Raw genomic sequence first — 19157 nt, 5'->3', positions numbered from 1 at the left:
TCGTCAAGAGGGCAGAAATCCTCTGGGAAAAGCGCTATATGTAGACAAAAGGGACCGGACCAATGCGCATCGAGCGTCGTTTCACCAAGCAGGGACAATCTGCCTATGCGGAGATCGAATTCCGCAAGGCGCTTTCGGAGATCAAGAATCCGGATGGGTCGGTGGTGTTCCGCTTGGACAACATCGACGTGCCGGCGCAGTTCTCCCAGGTTGCCGCCGATATCCTGGCGCAGAAATATTTCCGCAAGGCGGGCGTCCCGGCACGGCTGAAGAAGGTCGAGGAGACGCAAGTCCCCTCCTTCCTGTGGCGCTCGGTCGCCGACGAAGCTGAACTGGCAAAGCTGCCGGAAGCCGAGCGCTACGGTTCCGAGACCGACGCCCGCCAGGTCTTCGACCGGCTTGCCGGCACCTGGACCTATTGGGGCTGGAAGGGCGGCTACTTCAAGTCGGAGGAAGACGCGCGCGCCTTCCGCGACGAGCTCGCCTATATGCTGGCCACCCAGCGCGTCGCGCCGAATTCGCCGCAATGGTTCAACACCGGCCTGCACTGGGCCTATGGCATCGACGGTCCGAGCCAGGGCCATTTCTATGTCGACCCGTTCACCGGCAAGCTGACCAAGTCGAAGTCCTCCTACGAGCATCCGCAGCCGCATGCCTGCTTCATCCAGGGCGTGCAGGACGACCTCGTCAATGAAGGCGGCATCATGGACCTGTGGGTGCGTGAGGCGCGCCTGTTCAAATACGGCTCCGGCACGGGCTCCAACTTCTCGTTCCTGCGCGGCGAAGGCGAAAAGCTGTCGGGCGGCGGCCGCTCGTCGGGGCTGATGAGCTTCCTCAAGATCGGCGACCGCGCGGCGGGCGCCATCAAATCGGGCGGCACGACGCGTCGCGCGGCGAAAATGGTCATCGTCGACGCCGACCATCCCGATATCGAGGAATTCATCGACTGGAAGGTCAATGAGGAGCAGAAGGTCGCCTCGCTGGTAACCGGCTCGAAGATCGTCAAGAAGCACCTCGAAGCGATCATGAAGGCCTGCATCAACTGCGAAGGCAATGGCGACGATTGCTTCGATCCGGCGGTCAACACCGCGCTGAAGCGCGAGATCAAGGCGGCCAAGAAGGACGCGGTGCCGGAGAACTATATCTACCGCGTCATCCAGTTCGCCAAGCAGGGCTATACCTCGATGTCGTTCAAGACCTACGACACCGACTGGGATTCCGACGCCTATCTCACCGTTTCGGGCCAGAACTCCAACAATTCGGTGTCGCTGAAGGACGATTTCCTGCGCGCCGTCGAGCAGGACGGCGACTGGCATCTCACCGCCCGCAAGGACGGCAAGGTGCTGAAGACGCTGAAGGCACGCGATCTCTGGGAAAAGATCGGCTATGCCGCGTGGGCATCGGCCGATCCAGGCCTGCATTTCAACACGACGATGAACGACTGGCACACCTGCGCCTCGGCCGGTGCGATCCGGGCGTCCAACCCGTGCTCGGAATACATGTTCCTCGACGACACCGCCTGCAATCTCGCGTCGATCAACCTCCTGCCCTACCGCAACGCGGACGGCACGATCGACATATCAGCCTACGAGCACACGGTACGGCTGTGGACCATGGTGCTGGAAATCTCCGTCATGATGGCGCAGTTCCCGTCGAAGGAGATCGCCAAGCTTTCCTACGAGTACCGCACGCTCGGCCTCGGCTACGCCAATATCGGCGGCCTGCTGATGACCTCGGGCATTCCCTATGATTCCGACGAGGGCCGCGCCATCTGCGCCGCCCTCACCGCGATCATGACCGGCACCGCCTATGCCACCTCGGCTGAAATGGCCGCCGAGCTCGGCGCCTTCCCCGACTACGACCGCAATGCGCAGAACATGCTGCGTGTCATGCGCAACCATCGCCGCGCTGCCTATGGCGAAAGGGATGGCTACGAGAAGCTCGCCGTCAACCCGGTGCCGCTGGTCGCCTCGGATCTCAAGCAGCAGGAACTTGCCGACCATGCCAAGGCCGCCTGGGACCGCGCCATCGAGCTCGGCGAGGAGCATGGCTACCGCAATGCGCAGGCAACAGTGATCGCGCCGACCGGCACGATCGGCCTGGTCATGGATTGCGACACCACCGGCATCGAGCCCGACTTCGCGCTGGTAAAATTCAAGAAGCTCGCGGGCGGCGGCTATTTCAAGATCATCAACCGTGCGGTGCCCGAAGCGCTGCGCACGCTTGGCTATTCCGAGAGCCAGATCGCCGAGATCGAGGCCTATGCGGTCGGCCATGGCAATCTCAACCAGGCGCCGGGCATCAACCCCGGCTCGCTCAAGGCAAAAGGCTTTACCGACGAAAAGATCGCCGCGCTCAATGCGGCGTTGAAATCGGCGTTCGATATCAAGTTCGTCTTCAACCAGTGGACGCTGGGCGCCGACTGGGTGAAGGAGACGTTCGGCTTCACCGACGAGCAGCTCAATGATTTCTCGTTCGAGATGCTGCCGGCGCTGGGCTTCTCGAAGAAGGACATAGAGGCCGCCAACATCCATGTCTGCGGGGCGATGACGCTGGAAGGCGCGCCGTTCCTGAAGGTCGAACACCTGCCGGTGTTCGACTGCGCCAGCCCGTGCGGCAAGATCGGCAAGCGTTCGCTGTCGATCAACAGCCACATCATGATGATGGCGGCGGCACAGCCCTTCATCTCCGGCGCCATTTCCAAGACCATCAACATGCCGAACGACGCGACGGTGGAAGACGCCAAGGGCGCCTACATGCTGTCGTGGAAGCTGGCGCTGAAGGCCAACGCGCTCTATCGCGACGGCTCGAAGCTCTCCCAGCCGCTCAATGCCTCGCTGCTCGCCGATAGCGAGGACGACGAGGACGAAGCGGTCGAGCAGCTGATCGCGGCGCCGGCGGCACAGCGCGCCGTACAGGTGACCGAAAAGATCGTCGAGCGCGTCGTCGAACGCCTCTACCGCGACCGCGAGAAACTGCCGAACCGCCGCAAGGGCTATACCCAGAAGGCGGTCGTCGGCGGCCACAAGGTCTATCTCAGGACCGGCGAATTCGATGACGGCCGTATCGGCGAGATCTTCATCGACATGCACAAGGAAGGTGCCGCCTTCCGGGCGATGATGAACAACTTCGCCATCGCCATCTCGCTCGGCCTGCAATACGGCGTGCCGCTCGAGGAATTCGTCGAAGCCTTCACCTTCACCAAATTCGAGCCGGCCGGCATGGTGCAGGGCAACGACGCCATCAAGAACGCCACATCGATCCTCGACTATGTGTTCCGCGAACTGGCCGTCTCCTATCTCGGCCGCCACGACCTCGCCCATGTCGACCAGTCGGACTTCGACAAGACCGCACTCGGGCGCGGCATCAACGAAGGCAAGGCGACGCCCTTCTCCAAGGGCCTGACCCGCGGTGCCTCGCCGGTCAAGCTGGTGTCGGGCATGGGCGCCGAGCCGAAAGGCTTTGCCGGTTCGGGCTCCGGAACTCCAGCCCGTACCGCCCCGACCGCCTTCTCCGGCTCCAACGTGCTGACGCTAAAGCCGGCCAGCGACGAGGCCATCGCCTACAAGCGCGACTACGAGGAGCGCGCCAGGGAACTGGTCGAGGACATCGTCTACGCGGAAGCGTCCGACCCGACGGAGCTGTTCACCGACGAGGCCGCCAAAGAAGCAGCCGAAGCAAAAGCCCTTGCCGCCAACCGGCGCCAGCAATCGTTGATGCAGGGCTACACCGGCAACGAATGCTCGGAATGCCACAATTTCACGATGGTGCGGAACGGGACTTGCGAGAAGTGCGATACTTGTGGGGCTACGAGCGGGTGTAGCTGAGACAGCTGATAGGCAAGTTGATCGCTTGGAGGTGGGTTGACGGCAACCCACCTCTAACGGCCAAAGCAAGCAAATTGCCACCACCCGATCAGGCACGCCCGATGCCTAGCTACTCAAAGCTCGCGACGTTGCTCGTGCGGTCGTTCAAACGCTGTGCTCGGCCCTAACCCAATAAGCGGGTCAGTAGTCCCAGACAGCCGGCACGCAACGAAAGACATCGCCGTCCACCGCCACATGGCAGATAGACGGGAACGGCAGGTGAGTGGCCACCAGCGGCTCGCGGGTCGCCGCCAGCTCCCGCAAAAGATTGATCCGGACGCGGGCCGCCTCCTCGGGGTCGTGTTCGAAGCCGTTGTGCCAGTCGGGTTGGTCGAACCCGACCTGGAACACGGCGTCGCCGGCGAAGGTCAGCCGATCGCCGCCGGACGCCAGGCGGACCACGCTGTGCCCAGGGGTGTGGCCGCCGGTGAGCGTGACGACCACCCCCGGCGCCACCTCGTGCTCCGTCTCAAACGGCCGCAACTGGCTGTGGTAGTCGTTCACGAACCGCTTGGCCGCCCGCCGCAGCGCATCCGGGAACCCCGTTGGCATGGAGACGTGGGAGAAATCGGGCGACTCCCAGAACTTGAGCTCGGCGGCCGCCACGTGAATCCGCAGATCCGGACGCAGCCGGTCCTTCACCCCGTCGATGAGTAGCCCGCCGATATGGTCCATGTGCATGTGGGTAAGCACCACGTCGGTGACTGATGCGAGATCGATGCCGGCGGCCTCCAGTCGCGAGACCAACCGCCCGGCCCTCGGCAAGTGCAAGTCCGGGTCCATCCCCAGCCCGGCGTCCACCAGTATGGTCCGGTCGCCGCTGCGTACGACGACCACGTTCAGCGGCCACTCGAGCACGTCCGGCGGCAGGAACATGTCGTCCAGCCAGGCCGCCCGGAGGGCCGGGTCGACGTTGTATGCCATAACCGGGGCTGGTATCGGCAGCACTCCATCGCTGACCACCAGCACGTCGATGTCGCCGACCTGCAGCGCGTAGCGCGACGGAACCAATTCGGGCTCCGGTCTACCGTTGCTGTGCTTGGCGTTCAGGCTGTCGGCGCAGTGCTGGATCGAGGGGTGTGAAATGTTGTCCAAGCTCATGTTTGTCTCCTGCTGACCAGTCGTGCGGGTTTTTGTTTCTACCTGCGACATGATGCGCTCCTGTTTTGCGTGATCGAGACGTGTCGGTCACGAGCCACGTCGGGGACCCTATGGGGAAGCGTGTCGGCTATCGAGCTACACCTGAGGATGGGTCAGCCTGTGCTCTCAGTGGACCCCAGCGAGGATTTGGTGGTGAAGACGCTGGCATGAGGGAGTAGACGCTCTCGCCCACCGAACCGCGCCCCGCGCTCAGCGTTGACTCGAAGCCGTCCTCGATATCCGCGACGATGTGCTCTTTAGAGCAGGAAAGATCTCAGGAGGAGCTGCCGTTCAACTACGTCGGTGTAGATGATCGGCCGCTGGCCATAATGACATTTCCAACCGAAGAGGTTGCGCCAGGAACACTGAACAGCATCCTCGAGCATTCCGGACGCTTTCATATCGAAGGCTTGCGTGCGGATGGACTGCATGTGCCCAAAGGTGTCAGCCTGGCGGAATATGTAGAGGCGTAGAGCCGTCAGCCGAACCAGGGCTGGTAGCTATCACCGCGCGTTTCGCTTCGACGGCACGGCCTGGATCCCAGGGTCTGCGTTCCGCTTCGCGTTCGCTCCGCCCTAGGATGACGAAGACACGGAGGCCGAAGGCCAATCGCCAAGGCCGGTAGTAGCGGGAACGTCCCTTTCGTCATCCTAGGGCGGAGCAGGAGCGAAGCGACGTTGCGGAGACCCTAGGATCCATGCCGTGCCCCACGCGGCGGACGCCGACGGTGGAAACCAAGCACTCGACCGATGTGCTACTCCGCCTCGGCCACCATCTGCCGGCCACCGACCCAGTCGCGCCAGCTCTTCTCGTCGCCGTGGAAGACGTTGAGGTCGATGCGGCCCCTCACCCCGTGCGACAGGCCGGAACCGGAATATTGCCAGAACAGCCATTTGCGGTCGGGATAGACCTTTGACGGATGCGCGGCCACCGCGCGCAGCCAGAATGGATAATCCGGGAAGGCGCCGCGCAGGTTGTCGCGGTAGAAGTCGGGCGCGGTGTAGATGATCGGGCGCTGGCCGTAGTGGCGCTCGAGCTTGTCCATGAACACCTGCATTTTTTCCAGCACCTTTTGCCGCGAGGGGCGGCGCTTGCAGCTGGATTCGCCGTTCCACTCGACGTCGATCACCGGCGGCAGCGCGCCCTCGACCCGCGGCACATTGCGGATGAACCAGTCGGCCTGCTCGCCGGCGGTGCGGCACCAGTAGAAGAAATGATAGGCGCCGCGCTTAAGGCCGGCGGCGTCGGCATTGCGCCAGTTCCTGGCAAACATCGGGTCGAGATGATCGCCGCCGTCGGTCGCCTTGATGTAGGCGAAGTTGGCGCCCTGGGCGCGCAGCTTTTGCCAGTTCACATTGCCCTGCCAGCGCGAAACGTCGACGCCATGGACGGCAAGGCGCCTTGGCGAGGAGGACTTGCCGAAATTGATCGGCTTGGCGTCGCGAAAACCATAGCGCGTGACCGGCTCGGCAAGCATCGCCGGTGCTGCGCGTGTCAGCCGCTTCGGCGGCGACACCAGCGCGATCACCTCGGCCGGCGGTTCGACGCCCTGGTCGGGTACGTCCATCGCGACCGGCTGTTCGTCCTGCTCCTGGTCGGCGAAGGCTGGCGCGGCGTCGGCAATCGCCGGCGATGCAATCGGCGCTGGCGGCCGCACAACCGAGCTGGTGGTCTCGCTGGACGGCACTTGCAGCGCATCGACGCCGGAGGTCGACGTGCAGCCGGCAAGGCACAGCGCTGCGATCGAAAAGATGACGACGCCTGATATCCGCATCTGGACCTGTACGCAAAACACAACAGACCGAAGGCAGGACAACGCCGCCGGACAAACCAAGCTGGATTCCTAACAAGAAACTACCAACAAAGTTTGAATCGAATTGTTAGGGCTTTGCATCGGGACGCTGGTCCGGAGGTGCGCTATCCCCAAACGTTCGGCCACGTCGCTGCCTCGCAATGCCGCTTGACAACTCACGGCATGAGATTAGTCTTCACTAATCTTACAGTGTAAGGCCCGTACTTGGGAGGAAGTGATGCAGCCCGCCGCCCTGTCAGAATTGCAGCCCGTAGCCCCGCCGGAGCCACACTCGCCCGCCATCGGGATCGACGAGATATCTGGCGATCTCAGCCGCACCATCGAACGCGCCGAGGTCAAGGCCTGGCTCGATCTCTATCGCGCCGCCCCGGCAGACTTTGCCGCAAGGCAAGGCTTAGCCATCGCCGAAGATGGCGATCTCGTCTGGGCCACCTGCACGACGATCCCGTTCATCCATTTCAACTGCGTCAAGAATTTCGGCGTCGAGAGCGCGGCCACCGAGAGCCGGCTCGATGCGCTTCTGACGCATTATCGCGACGCCGGCATTCTGCGGCCCTGGTTCTACACCAATCCACACACCGAGCCCGCGACGCTCAGCTGCTGGCTCGAGGCGCGCGGCCTGCAGCGTCAGGGCGGCTGGGAACGCATCTTTCGCGACGCCACGCCATTGCCAGCGGAGCCGCTTTTCCCGACTGAGAACGTCTCGGTCGAGCGGGTGACGCCGGCAACGGCAAGGGAATGGGCGGGGTTCATCGACAGCCAATATCGGTTGCCGACTTCACCGTGGTTGCTGGCGCTGGCCGGCCGGCGCGGCTGGTATCATTACATGCTGCGGCGGGAAGGCGCGGTGGCGGCGGTGCGCTCGATGTTCATCGGTGCCGACGGCGTGGCCTGGAGCGGCATCGACGCGCCGGTTCCCGGCATCATGGCGCCGAGCTTCGACCTCGATGCAATGCTCGGCGAAGCGATGGTGCGCGACGGACTTGCGGCCGGTGCAAAACTGTTCGTGGCCGACATCGAGGCGCCGCACGCCGAACGAAACGGGCCGGCGTATCGCAACTATGCGCGCCTCGGCTTCAGGCTCGCTTATTTCCGCAGCCATTACAGCTATTTGCCGGCAAATTCCGGCTGACCGCTTCAAGACCCTAGCCGCACAGCCACAGCTTGTGGCAGGTCGTGGCCATCAGGTGGGCCGGCGGTACAAAACGATCGTTGACCGCCACATCATCGTCGGCCCGGCGGACCTTTTCCTCGAGCAGCGTGCGAAGTTCTGCCGGCTGCACGCGGTCGCGCTCCATCACCAGCTTGATCATCGGATCGCTCAAGAGCTCGTCCAGGGTGTTGATGCTGTCGTTCATTCCGTCGCCTCCTCGACTGCTGCCCGCACGCAATAGATAGGCAGCAATGATGGCCCGCCAATGACGCTTTGCCGGCTATCTCGTGTCGCTTCGGATTAAATTTTGTCCAGATTTCACCTCAAGCCGGAGGTGGCGCGCCTTCATATTGCGGCAGGCCGTCGTCGATCTGCACCCAGGGCTGCTTCGAGGCGGTCCAGATATGCATCTCAGGCCTGAACACGCTGGGATCATCGAGCGAACCGGTGGTGACGCCGATGATGCCGGCGGAATCGCGCCGGGAAAACATCGTCGTGCCGCAGCGGGGACAAAAGCCGCGCTTGAGATCGGGCGAGGAATTCACCGTCGCCAGCGGTCCGTCGACCGTCACATCGTCGATGCGGAACAGCACGCGCGCGTTGAAGGCGGCACCCAGCGCCTTCTGGCAGAGCCGGCAATGGCAGACGCGCTCATTGATCGGTGCCGCCTCGGCACGGTAGCGCACCGCACCGCACAAACATCCACCCTGATATATTCCCATCGCCCGCGTCCCTTCCCTGGAGGATAGGCGATACCTATCGATAGGCGTGGCACCGTCAATTGAAAAGCTTTGATGGCGCCATCTATAGCTGTGATGCGGCTGATGGGCGATTGACTCGATGCGCCGCGCCAAGGCCTCATCGACGAAATGCCGGCCATCTCGCGGGAGATGGCCGGCAGACAATTGATTGGGCGTCAGTTCGTTTCGTTGACGACCTCGTCCCAGGTCTTGACCTTGGTCTCGCCATTGAGGAACGGCAGCGCGGCAGCTGTCAGTTCCGGCGCGAAGAACACGTCGTAATGGGTGCGGTTCGGCAGGATCGCCAGGCGGTTTTGCGACAGGTTCTCGCGCATCCAGCCGGCGTCCTTCAACCCGCCGCCAAGCATCTGATAGAACTTGATCTCGTGCTCGGGCCGGTACATGTCGCTGTCGCCGAACACCAGCATCACCGGCATTTTTAGCTTCGGCACGTCGGCCGAATAGTCGTAGTCCTTGCGCATATAGGCGCCGAGCTGGTCCAGCAGTTTCGGAAAATCCTCCGGATGCGGCGCAACCGCGACGTAGGATTTGTACATCGGCGTGTCCTTCATCATGTCGGCCATCGCCGCGCCGACCTGTGCCTGCTGGCCACGCATCTCGGCATAGAAGCCATCCGCGGCGTAGCCGGTCGAGACCAGCACGAGGCGGCGCACCGTTTCGGGATGCTGGACGGCCATGCGGAAGGCGACGCCGCCACCCAGCGAATAACCCATGACGTCGACCTTGTCGTAGCCGAGCGCCTTGACGATCGCCGCCATGTCGTCGCCCATCGCCTCCAGGCTGAGGGGCCGGTCGCCGAGCGCGGTACGGCCATGGCCCTGCAGGTCGACGCCGATGACGGTGCGGTTTTCGGTAAGCTTCGGCAGGATCGGCGCGAACATGTCGGTCGTGCCGAGACCGCCATGCAGCAGAAGCAGCGGCTCGCCCTTGCCATAGACGGCGTAATAATAGTTCAGGCCGTTGATCGGCAGCAGGCCGGATTTTTCCGGCGTCGGCAGTGTTGCGGTTGCGGTCGTCATGGCGGGCTTGGCCTCCTCTGCGTTGATGGTGCCCGGCGCGGCAAAGAACGCGGCGGCCGAGGCGAAAATGGCAAAAAATATCGATCTGGACATATCAGTCTCCCTCTCCCGTTTGCATCAAAGTCGCTTTGCGACCTCCTCGAGCTGTTCGGCGCACAGGCCCCAGCCCTCGTGAAAACCCATTTTCTCGTGCTGTTCGCGGTCGGCGACCGACCAATGCGCAACCCGGGCGATGTAGCGGGTCTTGCCCGTGCCCTCGTCCTCGAGTGTCACAATCCCGGTCATGAACGGTTTGGCCGAAGGCTCCCACGCTTTTGTATAGGCATCGGTGAACACGAGCTTCCTGCCCGGCACGACTTCGAGGAAGACACCGGGGTTCGCAAACTCGTTGCCGTCGGGACCGGCCATGACGACCAGGCTGGTGCCGCCGGCGCGAACGTCCATCTCCGCGCGCGGCGTCGTCCACGGCTTCGGCGCGAACCATTGCGTCAACAGCTTCGGCTCGGTCCAGCAGCGATAGACGTTCTCGCGCGGCGCATTGATGATGCGCGCGAGAACCAGCTCGCGGTCCGAGTTGGGGGCGATGTCGAGCCTGGTGGTCATGATGTTTCCTCACATGTCGGTTTTGGCTTTCGTGTCTAGGACGAACCGACAAGACGCAAGCCGACACGGTCCGTGAAAAAATCCGCGGGACCGGCGATTCGAACGAGCGAAATAAAGTGGCTTCAGTGGCGCTTGGCTTGCACCAGATAGGCGTCAATCTCGGTCTCGCCGAGCCACTTGGCCGCTTCCAGCCGATGCAACCCTTCGACCAGGATGTGGCGCTTGCCGTCATGGCGCACCTGGATCGGCATCTTCATGCCGTTTTCCAGAATGTCCTCGGCTAGATGGCGGACGGTCTCGGGATGCAGCGTCTTCTTGCGCGCGGTCGGCACGTAGATGTCATTGACCCTGACCTTTTGCACTCTCAGCATATCGGCTCCCGTGGCGGACAACGCCGCCCTTTGTGAGATAGTCTGTTTGGCCGGCAAGGCCAAGGGAGCGGCCCGGCAATGGCTGGCCCGATCGTTTCCAATTGACGCTTGGCCGCCCGATGGCCGAAATGGCGGCCTTCGACCTTAGCGGTGTCCATGAACCATCTGCCGACCGAGTTTCCCGATTTCGGACTGACGCCGGAGCAGCGACGCGAGGCGGTGCGCAGCCATTACTGGGAATGGCCCGGTATGGATGGCGGGCGCGGCGAAATCTGGTGCTACAGCGACCGTCTTTCCTATCGCCCTGGCGAGATGGTGGCGCTGCATGTCAGCTCGACGGCCGCCAGTTTCGGCGTCGCGATCATCCGCGACGGCGGCGCGGAAGCGACAATGTTCGAGGAGGCCGGTATCGCGGCGCGCTGGCAAGATACGCCGGACCAATGTTCGGTCGAAGGCTGCGGCTGGCAAGCGTCGTTCGAGTTTCGCATCGGCGACGATTGGCCGTCCGGCGCCTATCGCGTCACGCTTGAAGCGGACGGTCGCGACGGCAAGCCGATCCGCGGCCATCATCTTTTCATCGTCGCGCCGCAGCCCGGCAAGAAGCCCGGCCGCGTGCTGCAGGTGGCGGCCACCGGCACCTGGCTCGCCTATAATACATGGGGCGGTTCCAACCATTATGAAGGCATCACCGGGCCAGGCCGTGACCAGTATGCACGAATGGTGTCGACGCAACGGCCGTGGTGCCGCGGCTTCGTCGTGCTGCCCAAGGACGCGCCGCGGGTGCCGCTCGAAGTCGCGGTGCCGCCGAAAGCCGTGCCGCGCTATCCGCATATGGAATGGGCCTTTGCCACCGGCCATTCGAAGAAATACGCCTCGTCAGGCTGGGCAAGCTACGATAGCCATTTCTTCCGCTTCGCCGAGCGTGCCGGCTACGCCGTCGATCTCGCCAGCCAGCACGATCTGCATTTTTCGCCCGACATCCTCGACGGCTACGACTGCGTCGTCTTCGTCGGCCACGACGAATATTGGACCTGGGAAATGCGCGATGCGGTCGACAGCTATGTCGAGCGCGGCGGTCATGCGGCGCGCTTTGCCGGCAATTTCATGTGGCAGACCAGGCTGGAGGACGAAGGCCGCCGGCAGGTCTGCTACAAATACCGCGCCCGCGCCGAGGACCCGGCCTATCGCGGCGGCGATATAAGGCGCGCCACCAATTCCTGGGAAGCGCCGGAAATCGGCCGGCCGGGTGCGGCGACCTTCGGCCTCAACGCGACACGAGGCGTCTATGCCGGCTGGGGCGGCTGCGCGCCGCGCGGCGTGCGCGGCTTTCCGGTCTACCGGCCGGAGCATTGGGCGTTTGCCGGTACCGGCATCTACTATGGCGACCTGCTCGGCGCCGACAGCCATGTCTATGGTTACGAGGTCGACGGGCTCGACTTCGAGATCCGCGGCGGGCTACCCTACCCCACGCCGGACAGCGGCGCACTGGACGGCCTGCAGGTGCTCGCGGTCGGCATGGCTGCCCAGGTCGAGGAAAGTGCCGACATTCCGTTCGAGGACCAGTTCCTCGGCGACGAGGATGGACGCTTCACCGCCGAGACGCTGTTTGGCGAGGCAAGCGACGCCAATCTCGACAAGGTCAAACGCGGCAACGGCATGATCGTCAATTTCCCGCGCGGCAAGGGCGAGGTGTTTCACGCTGGAAGCTGCGAATGGGTTGCCGGCCTGCTAAGGCAGGATGCGATGGTCGAGCGTGTTACCAAAAATGTCCTCGACCGCTATCTCGGAAAGTCATGACATGCTGAAGTCCCCTGCCCCGGAAACTCGCGAAGCCTCGCATCTGTTTTATCTGTCCAGCCTGCGCCGGCCGCTCATCGACCGCGCCGAGGGCATCTACATGTGGACGCAGGACGGCCGCCGCTTCATCGACGGGTCGAGCGGGCCGATGGTCGCCAATATCGGCCATTCCAACCGCAACGTGCTCGACGCGATGAAACGGCAGATGGACCGCGCCACCTTCGCCTACCGCCTGCACTTCGAGAACGAGCCGGCAGAGGAACTCGCGCGGCAACTGGCGGCCAAACTCCCCGAGAGCCTGGACCGCATCTTCTTTGTCTCCGGCGGCTCGGAAGCTACGGAATCCTGCATCAAGCTGGCGCGGCAATGGGCGGTCGCCACCGGCCAGCCCAGCCGCTGGAAGGTGATCACGCGCTTTCCCTCCTATCATGGCGGCACGCTCGGCGCGCTCGCCGTCACCGGCGACGATGCGCTGGCCGAAAATTTTATGCCGATGATGCAGGTCATGCCGACGGTGCCGGCGCCCATCGCCTGGCGCGACCGCGACAATCTTTCCATGGAACAGCGCGGCATCCGCTACGCCGATATGCTGGAGGAAAAGATCCTCGCCGAGGGGCCGGAAAGCGTGCTCGCCTTCATCATGGAGCCGGTCGGCGGCGCTGCCACGGCAGCACTGGTGGCGCCGGACAGCTATTATCCGCGAATCCGCGAGATCTGCGATCGCTACGGCATCTTGCTCATCCATGACGAAGTGATGAGCGGTGCCGGCCGCACCGGAAAATTCCTCGGCGGCGACCACTGGAACTGCAAGCCCGACATCGTCGCGCTGTCGAAGGGGTTGGGCTCTGGCTACGCACCGCTTGGCGCGCTGGCGGCACCGATGCGGCTGGTGCAACCGTTGCTCGCATCGGGCGGCTTTCAGCACGGCCATACCTATGCCGGCAACCCGCTCGCCTGCGCCGCCGGGCTCGCCGTACTCGGCGAAATGGACCGCCTCGGCCTGATCGCCAACGCGGCCGACATGGGCGAGCTTTTGATGGACGAACTGAAGGGATTGGCCAAGCGGTTTCCATTCATCGCCGACGTCCGCGGCAAGGGCCTGCTCACCGGTGCCGAAATGGTCGCCGACCCAGAAACGCTGAGGCCGATCGAGCCGGCAAAGAAGGCCACCCAGCGGCTGCTCGACCTCGCCTATGAGCGCGGCCTGATCATCTACGGACGCAAGGTCAAGGGCGGCGTCGACGGCGACAATTTCATGGTCGCGCCGCCGATGATCGTCACCGCCGCGCAGATCGGCGAGATCATATCCATCATCGGCGACTCGCTCGAAGTGCTGGCCGGCGAGCTCGACCTGCCGGTCGAAGGCTGAGGGCGAACCATGGCGCTGCGAAAAATCATTATCACCTGCGCCGTCACCGGGTCGGTGCACACCCCGTCGATGTCGCCACATCTGCCCGTGACGCCGGACCAGATCGCCGCAGAGGCAATCGCCGCCGCCGAAGCCGGCGCCTCGATCCTGCATCTTCACGCCCGCGACCCCAAGGACGGGCGGCCGACCGCCGATCCCGAGGTGTTCATGCAGTTCCTGCGGCGCATCAAGCAGGCGACCGACGCGGTGATCAACATCACCACCGGCGGCTCGTCGCTGATGACGCTCGACCAGCGATTGGCCGCGCCGCTCAGGGCCGAGCCGGAAATGTGCTCGCTCAATATGGGTTCGATGAATTTCGCGCTGTTCCCCATGCTCGACCGGCCGCGGGAATGGCAGCACGAATGGGAGCCGAAGCTGCTCGAGGCAACCCGCGACACGATCTTCAAGAACACCTTTGCCGACATGGAGACGGTGCTGGAGAAGCTTGGGCGTGGTTGCGGCACGCGCTTCGAATTCGAGTGCTACGATGTCGGCCATCTCTATTCCCTGGCGCATTTTCGCGATCGTGGGCTGGTGTCGGGACCGCTGTTCATCCAGTTTGTTTTGGGCATCCTCGGCGGCATCGGCGCCGACCCCGAAAACCTGATCCACATGAAGCGCATCGCAGATAAACTGTTCGGCGACGCCTATCAGTTTTCGGTGCTGGCCGCCGGACGCTACCAGATGCCGATGATCTCGATTGCGGCGGCAATGGGCGGCAACGTCCGCGTCGGGCTGGAGGACAGCCTCTACGACGGGCGCCAGCTCGCCAAGTCCAATGCCGACCAGGTCCGCCGGATCCGCGGCGTGCTCGAGGGGCTGTCGCTGGACGTCGCAACGCCGGCCGAGGCACGGCAGATGCTCGCGCTCAAGGGCGGCGACCGCGTGGCGTTCTGAGATGCGGCCGTGACCAATACAGCCACCAACGACATTGTCATCCGCCCCGGCCGGGTGGAGGACGTCGAAACCATCCACGCCGCACTCCTACGGCTCGGCGTGCATGTCGGCGCACATCAGGAGATCACCTCGACTGCTCAGGATCTCCGCACCTATGGCTTTGGCGAAAAGCCTGCCTTCTCGACCTTGATCGCAGAAGTCGGTGGCGAATTTGCCGGGCTGTGCCTCTATTTTCCGATCTTCTCGACATGGATGGGCCGACCCGGCGTCTATGTGCAGGACCTCTATGTCGAGGACCGGTTTCGTCGCCGCAGGATCGGCGAGCGCCTGCTGCGCCGGGTCGCGGCGCAGTGCCGGAAGGCAGGCGGCGTCTATCTCAGGCTGTCCGTCGACACCGACAACAAGACCGCCAAGGCTTTTTACGAACGGTTGGGCATTGGCTGGTCGAGCTACGAGCAGGTGCAGAAGATCGTCGGCGACGCCTTTTTCGCATTTGCCGATGCATCGGAGGAGCCAACATGAAAGCCTTCTATGCCGAAGAACAGAAGCGCCACGACCCGAAGGCGTTCCTCTCAAGCGGCGCGCCGCAGCCCAATCCCGAAAAGCCGGAGCGGATCGAGCGATTGTTAGCCGGCGCAAAGGCTGCCGGCTGCACGATCGAACGGCCTCGGGATCACGGGCCCGGCCCGATTGCGGCGGTGCATACGCCGGAATATCTCGATTTCCTCCAGCATATCTTCGCGCGCTGGCAGCGCATCGAGGGCGCCTCGGCCGAGGTCATCCCCAACATCCATCCGATCGCGCGGGACGGCTCCTATCCGGCCTCGGCGGTCGGCCAGGCCGGCTACCACATGGCCGACACCGCCTGCCCGATCTCCGGCGAGACGTGGCAGAGCGCACTGTGGAGCGCCTGGAGCGCGGTTGAAGCAGCCGAGGCCGTGATGTCGGGAGCGCCGGCCGCCTATGCGCTGTGCCGGCCGCCCGGCCATCACGCCTTTGCCGATGTCGCCGGCGGCTTCTGCTTCATCAACAATTCGGCGGTCGCCGCACAGGTTCTGCGCAAGCAGGCGGCGCGGGTGGCTATCCTCGATGTCGACCTGCACCACGGCAACGGCACGCAAGGCATCTTCTATGCCCGGCCGGACGTGCTCACCGTGTCGCTGCATGCCGACCCGGTACGCTTCTATCCGTTTTTCTGGGGCCATGCCGACGAGCGCGGCGAAGGCGCCGGTCTCGGCTACAATCTCAACCTGCCGCTACCGCGAAAATCCGGCGATGCAGCGTTCCTCGAAGCGCTGGCGGCAGGATTCCAGCGCATCGACGCCTTCTCGCCCGATGTGCTTGTGGTGGCGCTGGGGCTAGATGCCTTCGAAGGCGATCCGTTCGGCGGGCTGTCGGTGAGCACGCCTGGCTTTTCGCGCATTGGCGAGGCGATCGCGGGGCTCGGCCTGCCAACGGTCATCGTCCAGGAAGGCGGCTATCTCTGCGACGAGCTCGGCGACAACCTCACCGCCTTCCTCACCGGTTTTGGCGGCGCCCACAAGCGATGATCCGCCCGTGAGGCCCGCTCAGGATCGTTCCTGCCTCAGCATGGCGACAACGCAGTGCACGTTCTCCAGCGTCTCGTCGATCTCGGCTGAAGTGTTGTAATGAGCTATGCCGATGCGCACCGCGCCCTGCTCGGCCGGAATGCCGAGCTGGTGCACTATCTCCCAGGCGTAGTTGTGGCCGGACCACAGGAAGATGTTTTCGGCATTCATCTGCCGCACGATCGTCTCCGGCACGATGCCGTCGACAGTGAACGACACCGTCGGCACACGCTGATTTATCCGCTTCGGATCGGTGATGCCGTGAATGGTCAGGCCGGCAATATCCGACAGACCGTCGATCAACTGTTGAGTCAGCGCGTTCTCGTAAGCGATTGACACTTCGAAGGCCTTGGCGATTTTCCGCCGACGCGACCCTTGCGCGCCAGCTGCCGCGCCCAACTCGGCAAAATAATCGACAGCCGCCGACAGGCCGGCCATCAATTCAATTTGCGGCGTGCCGAGTTCGAAGCGCTCCGGCAGGGCATTGGACGAGCAACGGCATTTATACGGCTTCAGCGCATCGATGACGTCCAGCCTGCCCCACAAAATTCCCATATGCGGGCCGAAGAACTTGTAAGCCGAGCAGATCAGGAAATCGCAGCCGAGGTTTTGGACGTCGATCACGCCATGCGGCGCGAACTGGACGGCATCGACGTAGACCAGCGCACCAGCCTGCCTGGCGATGCCGGTCAACGCCTTCACCCGGTTGATCGACCCGGTGAGATTGCTGGCGTAGTTGAGCGCGACGAGCCGCGTCCTCTCGGAAAGCAGCGCGGCGAGTGCTGCCTGCTCGACCTGCCAGCTCTGCTGGTCGAAAGGCAGCCAGCGCACGACAAGGCCAAGGTCTTCAGCCAGTTGCAGCCAGGGTGAGACGTTGCCCTCATGGTCCATGCGGGTGAGGATGATCTCGTCCCCGGGCTTCATCGTGCGGCCGAGCGTTCGCGACATGTGGTAGGTCAACGTCGTCATGTTGGCACCGATGATGATTTCCTGCGGGCTCGCAGCGCCGAGGAAATCCGCCATCGCCAGATGGGCCTCGTCCACGATGTCTTGTGCCGCAACGGTGGTCTCGAAGAAGCCGCCGAGATTGGCATTGGTGGTCAGCAGGCAGCGTGACACCGCCTCCGCCACCGCCTGCGGCACCTGCGTGCCGGCAGGATTGTCGAGATAAATGCGCCTGCGGCCCCTGTCGGTCAGCGACAAGGCCGGAAATTTCGCGCGCACCGCGTCGATCCGGAAGTCCATGGCTGTTCCCCTCTCCTTATGACGATCGGACAACTACGTCCCGACGCATTAAGGGCACGGATTGCCGACACGCTGGTGGATCGCATCGACGGCTTTCTGCATGTCCTCGGTCCAGACCACGTCGGCGGAAGAGAGCGCCATTTCGAGTTGCGAAATGGTGGTGGCGCCGACGATGTTCGAGGTGACCAAGGGCCGGTTCGAGACATAGGCATTGGCAAACAGCGCCGGCTCCATGCCGAAGGTGCGCGCCAACCGGTTGTATTCGAGCTGCACCTCGGCAGCATTCGGCGTCTCGTAGCGCTGGCCGCGGTTGAACAATTGCGAGCGCGAGCCCTGCGGCCGCGCGCCATGATCGTATTTGCCGGTCAAATAGCCTTGCGCCAGCGGCGAATAGGCAAGCAGCGACACCTGCTCGCGCTCGCAGACTTCGGCAAGGTTCACCTCGAAGGTGCGGTTGACGAAATTATAGGCGTTCTGCAGCGAGGCGACGCGCGGGCCGAGGCCCTTGTCGGCTTCGGCAATGAAGCGCATGACGCCCCAGGAATTCTCGTTCGACAAGCCGAAATGGCGGATCTTGCCGGCCTTCACCAGTTCATCGAATACGGCAAGCGTCTCGGCGATCGGCGTCTCGCCCTCCGGCACGCCGGCGGTATCGGAGCGTCGCGGCACAGCGCCGATGCGGTTCGGATTGGCGCCCCACGGCACGTCGCGTTCCGGCCAATGGATCTGATAGAGGTCGATGTAATCGGTGTTGAGCCTGGCGAGTGACTTATCGATAGCGTCGAAGATATCGGCGCGCACCAGCTTGGACGGGCGGTCGCCGCGAAACCAGGTGTTGGCGGTGCGACCAACTACCTTCGAGGCGATGATCACCTGGTCGCGATTGCGCTTCTCCTTCATCCAATTGCCGATGATTGTCTCGGTACGGCCTTGTGTCTCCGCCTTGGGCGGGATCGGATAGAGTTCGGCGGTGTCGATGAAATTGACGCCGCGAGCAAACGCCAGATCCATCTGGGCGTGACCGTCCGCCTCGGTGTTCTGCTGGCCCCAGGTCATCGATCCGAGGCAGATTTGCGACACGAAAAGATCGGTCTGGCCGAGACGGCGTTTGTGCATGGAGTTTCTCCGGCGGGAATTTTGCGCGGCTGCGCGAGGAGGAAGCGATAACATACAGGAAAGCGCCGCCCGCTTCCAAGCCCACCGACGGCAGGCCAGGCGACTTTCCCAGAATGCCGGCGAACGGGGGTTATCCCTGCGGCTAACAAAAAAGCCGGACTGCATGTGCATGCAGTCCGGAAGTTCGCCAGGAATGGCGAGGAAAAGCCGGCCAAGTGCCGGCACTGAGGCCTACGGTCGAAGCACCGCAGAAGTTTCGCCGACACAGCCGAATTATGTCGAAAAAGATCAGGGCAGCATGGCTGCCATGCGAATGCTGCACTGCACAATTGTCATGATCTGCCTATACTGACGGCCGTGGAGGTTCAATACGGGG

The 19157-nt window shown here is 63.4% G+C and carries 15 protein-coding genes and 2 pseudogenes; 7 read left to right on the top strand and 10 right to left on the bottom strand.

All coding sequences use genetic code 11. The features are described from left to right. Window positions 1-62 precede the first annotated feature (62 nt). Window positions 63-3827 carry a vitamin B12-dependent ribonucleotide reductase gene (locus NKH21_RS15100; protein WP_352865846.1) on the top strand — a complete coding sequence of 1255 codons (3765 nt, stop codon included), beginning with the start codon at window positions 63-65 and terminating at the stop codon, window positions 3825-3827. Between the two features lie 180 nt (window positions 3828-4007). Here the strand turns inward: NKH21_RS15100 and NKH21_RS15095 are convergent, their stop codons facing one another. From NKH21_RS15095 to NKH21_RS32810, 3 genes and pseudogenes are all read right to left on the bottom strand, one after another. Beyond that, complete coding sequence (locus NKH21_RS15095; RefSeq protein WP_352865843.1) at window positions 4008-5018, bottom strand: MBL fold metallo-hydrolase; 1011 nt, start codon at window positions 5016-5018, stop codon at window positions 4008-4010. 742 nt (window positions 5019-5760) lie between these two features. Further along, window positions 5761-6552: pseudogene (locus tag NKH21_RS15090) on the bottom strand (glycoside hydrolase family 25 protein); the annotation flags it as partial. A gap of 87 nt (window positions 6553-6639) precedes the next feature. After that, window positions 6640-6780: pseudogene (locus tag NKH21_RS32810) on the bottom strand (glycoside hydrolase family 25 protein); the annotation flags it as partial. A 256-nt stretch (window positions 6781-7036) separates the two neighbouring features. On the opposite strand from NKH21_RS32810, the gene NKH21_RS15085 reads away from it, so the two are divergent. Continuing rightward, window positions 7037-7951 (top strand): hypothetical protein, encoded by a 915-nt coding sequence (locus tag NKH21_RS15085; protein ID WP_352865839.1) that lies wholly within the window; start codon window positions 7037-7039, stop codon window positions 7949-7951. Between the two features lie 13 nt (window positions 7952-7964). Here the strand turns inward: NKH21_RS15085 and NKH21_RS15080 are convergent, their stop codons facing one another. The 5 genes from NKH21_RS15080 to NKH21_RS15060 form a co-directional block, all read right to left on the bottom strand. Continuing rightward, window positions 7965-8177, bottom strand: coding sequence for a hypothetical protein (locus NKH21_RS15080; protein WP_023717422.1), 213 nt, complete (start codon window positions 8175-8177; stop codon window positions 7965-7967). Between the two features lie 118 nt (window positions 8178-8295). Further along, window positions 8296-8694, bottom strand: coding sequence for a GFA family protein (locus NKH21_RS15075; protein ID WP_352865837.1), 399 nt, complete (start codon window positions 8692-8694; stop codon window positions 8296-8298). Between the two features lie 194 nt (window positions 8695-8888). Further along, a complete protein-coding gene (locus tag NKH21_RS15070; protein WP_352865835.1) occupies window positions 8889-9845 on the bottom strand; it encodes an alpha/beta fold hydrolase in 957 nt (318 codons plus the stop codon). A 24-nt stretch (window positions 9846-9869) separates the two neighbouring features. Beyond that, the gene (locus NKH21_RS15065; RefSeq protein ID WP_352865833.1) at window positions 9870-10355 is read right to left on the bottom strand and encodes an SRPBCC family protein; all 486 of its coding nucleotides are present in this window, start codon (window positions 10353-10355) and stop codon (window positions 9870-9872) included. Window positions 10356-10477: 122 nt separating this feature from the next. Beyond that, entirely contained in the window at window positions 10478-10726 is a 249-nt protein-coding gene (locus tag NKH21_RS15060; protein ID WP_023674751.1) for a ParB N-terminal domain-containing protein, read from the bottom strand. 156 nt (window positions 10727-10882) lie between these two features. Between NKH21_RS15060 and NKH21_RS15055 the strand changes: the two genes are divergently transcribed. From NKH21_RS15055 to NKH21_RS15035, 5 genes are read left to right on the top strand one after another with little or no spacing between them, the layout of a single operon-like run. Continuing rightward, window positions 10883-12523, top strand: a complete 1641-nt coding sequence (locus tag NKH21_RS15055; protein WP_352865830.1) for a N,N-dimethylformamidase beta subunit family domain-containing protein — start codon at window positions 10883-10885, stop codon at window positions 12521-12523. 1 nt (window position 12524) lies between these two features. Then, the gene (locus tag NKH21_RS15050) at window positions 12525-13892 is read left to right on the top strand and encodes an aminotransferase family protein (protein WP_352865827.1); all 1368 of its coding nucleotides are present in this window, start codon (window positions 12525-12527) and stop codon (window positions 13890-13892) included. 9 nt (window positions 13893-13901) lie between these two features. Continuing rightward, window positions 13902-14831 (top strand): 3,5-dioxohexanoate:acetyl-CoA acetone transferase, encoded by a 930-nt coding sequence (kce, locus tag NKH21_RS15045; RefSeq protein ID WP_352865825.1) that lies wholly within the window; start codon window positions 13902-13904, stop codon window positions 14829-14831. 9 nt (window positions 14832-14840) lie between these two features. Next, window positions 14841-15353, top strand: a complete 513-nt coding sequence (locus tag NKH21_RS15040; protein WP_352865822.1) for a GNAT family N-acetyltransferase — start codon at window positions 14841-14843, stop codon at window positions 15351-15353. After that, the gene (locus tag NKH21_RS15035; RefSeq protein WP_352865820.1) at window positions 15350-16381 is read left to right on the top strand and encodes a histone deacetylase family protein; all 1032 of its coding nucleotides are present in this window, start codon (window positions 15350-15352) and stop codon (window positions 16379-16381) included. The genes NKH21_RS15040 and NKH21_RS15035 overlap by 4 nt, the downstream gene beginning before the upstream one ends. 18 nt (window positions 16382-16399) lie before the next feature. Here the strand turns inward: NKH21_RS15035 and NKH21_RS15030 are convergent, their stop codons facing one another. Continuing rightward, complete coding sequence (locus NKH21_RS15030; protein ID WP_352865818.1) at window positions 16400-17665, bottom strand: cysteine desulfurase-like protein; 1266 nt, start codon at window positions 17663-17665, stop codon at window positions 16400-16402. Window positions 17666-17713: 48 nt separating this feature from the next. Beyond that, window positions 17714-18781, bottom strand: coding sequence for an aldo/keto reductase (locus tag NKH21_RS15025; protein WP_352865815.1), 1068 nt, complete (start codon window positions 18779-18781; stop codon window positions 17714-17716). Window positions 18782-19157: the final 376 nt, after the last annotated feature.

It is taken from the genome of Mesorhizobium sp. M1329 (genome assembly GCF_040318035.1).
Classification (GTDB): domain Bacteria; phylum Pseudomonadota; class Alphaproteobacteria; order Rhizobiales; family Rhizobiaceae; genus Mesorhizobium.
The sequence above is the reverse complement of the archived record's forward strand: the minus strand, read 5'-3'. Positions and strand labels throughout refer to the sequence as shown.

Bases quoted from the DNA above. Each gene is read 5' to 3' on its own strand.
- NKH21_RS15100 (WP_352865846.1), top strand. From the start codon at position 63: ATGCGCATCGAGCGTCGTTTCACCAAGCAGGGACAATCTGCCTATGCG.
- NKH21_RS15095 (WP_352865843.1), bottom strand. From the start codon at position 5,018: ATGTCGCAGGTAGAAACAAAAACCCGCACGACTGGTCAGCAGGAGACA.
- NKH21_RS15085 (WP_352865839.1), top strand. From the start codon at position 7,037: ATGCAGCCCGCCGCCCTGTCAGAATTGCAGCCCGTAGCCCCGCCGGAG.
- NKH21_RS15080 (WP_023717422.1), bottom strand. From the start codon at position 8,177: ATGAACGACAGCATCAACACCCTGGACGAGCTCTTGAGCGATCCGATG.
- NKH21_RS15075 (WP_352865837.1), bottom strand. From the start codon at position 8,694: ATGGGAATATATCAGGGTGGATGTTTGTGCGGTGCGGTGCGCTACCGT.
- NKH21_RS15070 (WP_352865835.1), bottom strand. From the start codon at position 9,845: ATGTCCAGATCGATATTTTTTGCCATTTTCGCCTCGGCCGCCGCGTTC.
- NKH21_RS15065 (WP_352865833.1), bottom strand. From the start codon at position 10,355: ATGACCACCAGGCTCGACATCGCCCCCAACTCGGACCGCGAGCTGGTT.
- NKH21_RS15060 (WP_023674751.1), bottom strand. From the start codon at position 10,726: ATGCTGAGAGTGCAAAAGGTCAGGGTCAATGACATCTACGTGCCGACC.
- NKH21_RS15055 (WP_352865830.1), top strand. From the start codon at position 10,883: ATGAACCATCTGCCGACCGAGTTTCCCGATTTCGGACTGACGCCGGAG.
- NKH21_RS15050 (WP_352865827.1), top strand. From the start codon at position 12,525: ATGCTGAAGTCCCCTGCCCCGGAAACTCGCGAAGCCTCGCATCTGTTT.
- kce (WP_352865825.1), top strand. From the start codon at position 13,902: ATGGCGCTGCGAAAAATCATTATCACCTGCGCCGTCACCGGGTCGGTG.
- NKH21_RS15035 (WP_352865820.1), top strand. From the start codon at position 15,350: ATGAAAGCCTTCTATGCCGAAGAACAGAAGCGCCACGACCCGAAGGCG.
- NKH21_RS15030 (WP_352865818.1), bottom strand. From the start codon at position 17,665: ATGGACTTCCGGATCGACGCGGTGCGCGCGAAATTTCCGGCCTTGTCG.
- NKH21_RS15025 (WP_352865815.1), bottom strand. From the start codon at position 18,781: ATGCACAAACGCCGTCTCGGCCAGACCGATCTTTTCGTGTCGCAAATC.